Genomic DNA, 1240 nt, shown 5'->3' on the forward strand with positions numbered 1-1240 from the left:
TTCTTAAAATTCATTTAAAGCGTCAAATAGAAGCTGAAAGAGTACATCTAGAAACTACACAAAATACGGCTTAATGCTACTCTAAAATGAATGGGGGAATCTCTTTACGTTTTAAAATCCCGTCACTTAAAACAAACCTCAATATGAATAAGGAGTACTTTTGGCACGCCCTAAAAAAGAACCTAAAACAGAACTAGCAAAGCGGCTATGTGAAGTGCGACGCGCCCTTGGTTTCACAGAGCGCAAGCAATTTGCTGAACATCTTGCAGCACCTGAAAGTACTATGTGTAATTATGAAACTGGCTTGCGCGAACCACCTGTATCAATGTTGGTAATTTACAAAAATGTTTGCGGTATATCTGTGGAATGGCTAGCTACTGGTGAAGGTGAAATGTTTAGTGACATGGCAAAAGCGAAAGCAGCTGGTTTTAAACCACCTACCATTCCTACTGGACTTATGAAAAAACTCGGTCGCATAGCTTACACAACCTATCGCGATGCAAATATAAAACTCCCCCCTGAAGATATAGCGGAACTCGCGGCGGAACTTTATGGAAAACTGCAAGAGCTTGTTCAAGATATCAACGACACGGAAGAAGTCGAGCTTATTTTACCTCTTTTAAAACTGCATTTAAAGCGTCAAATAGAAGCTGAAAATGCACATCCAGAAACTACATAAGATATAGCTTAATGCCTCTTTAATATGAACAATCGATATGAAAATCTTTTTACATTAAAAAAAATAATATAACTATTTGATTAATAAGTATATATTGCCTCTAAAAATAGATAATCATCAATAGATGAAAATCTTTTTTGCTTTTTTGGTTATTTTTGGCTGATTTTGGAGTGAGCTTCACAATTTACCGAATTTTTTTCACAGGGTCTTCAAAGGCGGTTTTCTGGGCTTTCACAGACTTTTCAAAATTTTTCACAGGGTTTTCAAAGATCTTTCAAAGCCCTCTCTCATTTTTACCTTTGAAACGCTCTTTTTTCTAATTTTTACTATTTTTCGCTCTTTTTTACAATTTTAGGTGTCAAAATCTATTTTGACAAAACGCGCATTTAATGCTAAATTTTATACATAAAAACAACAAATTACCACGTATTCCTACCTAATCCCACCTTTTCCCACTTAGTATAAAACCTAGTGTCAAACTACATCGGTCAACTTGACCAAATTGCTCTTCAGTCTGCAATTGTGCAATGTTTGCACCATTGCTCCTTTGAGGAATTGGGT

Annotated in this window: 1 protein-coding gene; it reads left to right on the forward strand. The window is 35.8% G+C overall.

All coding sequences use genetic code 11. The annotated features are described in order from the left end of the window. Positions 1–160: 160 nt before the first annotated feature. Complete coding sequence (locus ACFIJP_RS09190) at positions 161–679, forward strand: helix-turn-helix domain-containing protein (protein ID WP_375627112.1); 519 nt, start codon at positions 161–163, stop codon at positions 677–679. Positions 680–1240 lie beyond the last annotated feature (561 nt).

The sequence above is a fragment of the Bartonella sp. MU37NMGALS genome (assembly GCF_042194015.1).
GTDB classification, from domain to species: domain Bacteria; phylum Pseudomonadota; class Alphaproteobacteria; order Rhizobiales; family Rhizobiaceae; genus Bartonella; species Bartonella grahamii.